Source organism: Sphingomonas molluscorum (assembly GCF_039522995.1).
GTDB lineage: Bacteria > Pseudomonadota > Alphaproteobacteria > Sphingomonadales > Sphingomonadaceae > Sphingomonas > Sphingomonas molluscorum.
On sequence record NZ_BAAAEL010000022.1, the window covers coordinates 1 to 3,364 of the forward strand.

Consider the following 3,364-nt stretch of genomic DNA (forward strand, 5'->3'; position numbering starts at 1 on the left):
AAACAACAACAGGGTGGTATTTCACTTGATGGCTCCACACCAGCTGGCGCCGGTGCTTCAAAGCCTCCCACCTATTCTACACAGTTCTTGTCCACTGCCACTCTGAAGCTGCAGTAAAGGTGCACGGGGTCTTTCCGTCTAACCGCGGGTACTCCGCATCTTCACGGAGAATTCAATTTCGCTGAGCATGTCCTGGAGACAGTGGGGAAGTCGTTACGCCATTCGTGCAGGTCGGAACTTACCCGACAAGGAATTTCGCTACCTTAGGACCGTTATAGTTACGGCCGCCGTTTACCTGGGCTTCATTTCGGAGCTTGCACCCCTCCACTTAACCTTCAGGCACCGGGCAGGCGTCAGACCCTATACGTCGTCTTGAAGCCGACTTAGCAGAGCCCTGTGTTTTTGCTAAACAGTCGCTACCCCCTGGCCTGTGCCCCCCATGAGAGCTTGCGCTTACATGGGGCCTCCTTCTTCCGAAGGTACGGAGGCAATTTGCCGAGTTCCTTCAGGACACTTCTCTCAAGCGCCTTGGTATACTCTACCTGACCACCTGTGTCGGTTTCGGGTACGGTCTATACGGTGGGGCTATTTCCCGGGACAGCTTCGAAGCCAGCTCAATCCGATAAGAGCTGACAACACACGCCATCCGTCACACACCACCAGGCTGCGGAATATTAACCGCATTCCCATCGACTACCCCCTTCGGGCTCGTCTTAGGGGCCGGCTCACCCTGCGCGGATTAGCCTTGCGCAGGAACCCTTGGTCTTTCGGCGAGAGGGCATCTCACCCTCTTTATCGCTACTCATGTCTGCATTCGCACTTCCGATACCTCCACGGTCGGTTACCCTCCCGCTTCACAGGCGTACGGAACGCTCCGCTACCGCGTGCACAAAGTGCACACCCTAAGCTTCGGTGCGTGTCTTGAGCCCCGTTACATCTTCGCCGCAGGAACCCTTGTTTAGACCAGTGAGCTGTTACGCTTTCTTTAAAGGATGGCTGCTTCTAAGCCAACCTCCTGGTTGTTTTGGGATTCCCACATGCTTTCCCACTTAGACACGACTTGGGGACCTTAGCTGTAGGTCAGGGCTGTTTCCCTTTTGACGACGGACCTTAGCACCCGCCGTCTGTCTCCCGAGTAGTACTCCTAGGTATTCGGAGTTTGGTTAGGTTTGGTAGATCTCGCGACCCCCTAGCCCATCCAGTGCTCTACCCCCTAGGGTATTCGCTCGAGGCACTACCTCAATAGTTTTCGCGGAGAACCAGCTATTTCCCGGCTTGATTGGCCTTTCACCCCTAAGCACAACTCATCCGGTAACTTTTCAACGTTAATCGGTTCGGACCTCCAGTGCGTGTTACCGCACCTTCATCCTGGTCATGCATAGATCGCCGGGTTTCGGGTCTAATGCATCAAACTATGGTCGCCCTATTCAGACTCGCTTTCGCTACGCCTACACCTAACGGCTTAAGCTTGCTTGATACATTAAGTCACAGACCCATTATGCAAGAGGTACGCGGTCACACCCTAAAGATGCTCCCACTGCTTGTAGGCAATCCGTTTCAGGTACTGTTTCACTCCCCTCATCGGGGTGCTTTTCACCTTTCCCTCACGGTACTAGTTCGCTATCGGTCATGTACGAGTATTTAGGCTTGGAGGGTGGTCCCCCCATGTTCAGACAGGATTTCACGTGTCCCGCCCTACTCGAGTCCTGATACATCACTTTCGCATACGGGGCTGTCACCCGCTATGGCCACACTTTCCAGAGTGTTCTGCTAGTTGAATATCAGGCACTGGCCTGGTCCGCGTTCGCTCGCCACTACTAACGGAATCTCGGTTGATGTCTTTTCCTCCGGCTACTGAGATGTTTCAGTTCACCGGGTTCGCTTCACCAAAGCTATGTATTCACTTCGGTGATACCTTTCCCATTTAACCCGGCCGATGTTTGCACACCGGCTGAATTAAATGGTGAAGGTGGGTTCCCCCATTCGGAAATCGTCGGGTCAAAGGTTGCTCACACCTCACCGACGCTTATCGCAGCGTGCCACGTCCTTCATCGCCTGTACATGCCAAGGCATCCACGAATTGCCCTTACCTCACGCTTGAGAGTCCACACCACCAACGACAACACTGGATCGGTCTTGCGACCGACACGAAACTCGGCAGAGCAGTGTATCGCGGTATGCTCGGTGTGGATGTTAATCTCAGCCTTGTAAGTGACGGCACCAGCTCGATCCGCAACGAAGCCCGAAAGCCTCAACACGAACCAAACCGAAGCCACCACGGCATCGATTTGAAAAACCCATTCACAATGTCAAAAAACGAGGGGCGCCCTTGGGGCAACCCCGTACTCCACGTCAAGCGCGGAGATCCGATGTCTTCATCTCTAGGTTGTCGGGATGGTGGAGCCTATCGGGATCGAACCGATGACCTGATGCTTGCAAAGCAACCGCTCTCCCAGCTGAGCTAAGGCCCCATGCGCCAGGCATACGACGAAATAGCAACGCTATTTCGCGCAATGCCAAGCACGGCCGGCGGTGCGAAGCACCGTCCGACGACGCGGGCTTTGCCCGCGGCGCTGGCTCGGTCGACGACGCCTGCGATGGTGGGCCGAGCAAGAGTCGAACTTGCGACCTCACGCTTATCAGGCGTGCGCTCTAACCACCTGAGCTACCGGCCCGCACACGCTGCGCCCGTCAGTCGCGGCGAAGCCGCGCCTTATGGGCGCGCTTCTCCGCGCTGGCCGAGCTTGTCTGCGTGCAAAATAGCTCACGCTATTTCGTCTCGCAGACTAACCTAGGATGAAGGGACATGAGGACGGCGGCAAATGTTCTTTGGAATGGAGGAAGCTCTTCCAGATGGCGTACCATCCGGCGCTTTCCGCCGATATCCTTAGAAAGGAGGTGATCCAGCCGCAGGTTCCCCTACGGCTACCTTGTTACGACTTCACCCCAGTCGCTGAACCCACCGTGGTCGCCTGCTCCCCTTGCGGGTTGGCGCAACGCCTTCGGGTGAATCCAACTCCCATGGTGTGACGGGCGGTGTGTACAAGGCCTGGGAACGTATTCACCGCGGCATGCTGATCCGCGATTACTAGCGATTCCGCCTTCATGCTCTCGAGTTGCAGAGAACAATCCGAACTGAGACAACTTTTGGAGATTAGCTCACCCTCGCGGGATTGCTGCCCACTGTAGTTGCCATTGTAGCACGTGTGTAGCCCAGCGCGTAAGGGCCATGAGGACTTGACGTCATCCCCACCTTCCTCCGGCTTATCACCGGCGGTTCCTTTAGAGTACCCAACTAAATGATGGTAACTAAAGGCGAGGGTTGCGCTCGTTGCGGGACTTAACCCAACATCTCACGACACGA

2 tRNA genes and 2 rRNA genes are annotated in these 3,364 nt (G+C 55.6%); all 4 read right to left on the reverse strand.

Annotation, left to right across the window (positions count from 1 at the left end):
* Positions 1 to 2,100 (reverse strand): 23S ribosomal RNA (locus tag ABDZ92_RS16765); the annotation flags it as partial.
* Positions 2,101 to 2,395: 295 nt separating this feature from the next.
* A tRNA-Ala gene (locus ABDZ92_RS16770) sits at positions 2,396 to 2,471 on the reverse strand.
* Between the two features lie 127 nt (positions 2,472 to 2,598).
* A tRNA-Ile gene (locus ABDZ92_RS16775) sits at positions 2,599 to 2,675 on the reverse strand.
* Positions 2,676 to 2,891: 216 nt separating this feature from the next.
* A 16S ribosomal RNA gene (locus ABDZ92_RS16780) occupies positions 2,892 to 3,364 on the reverse strand; the annotation flags it as partial.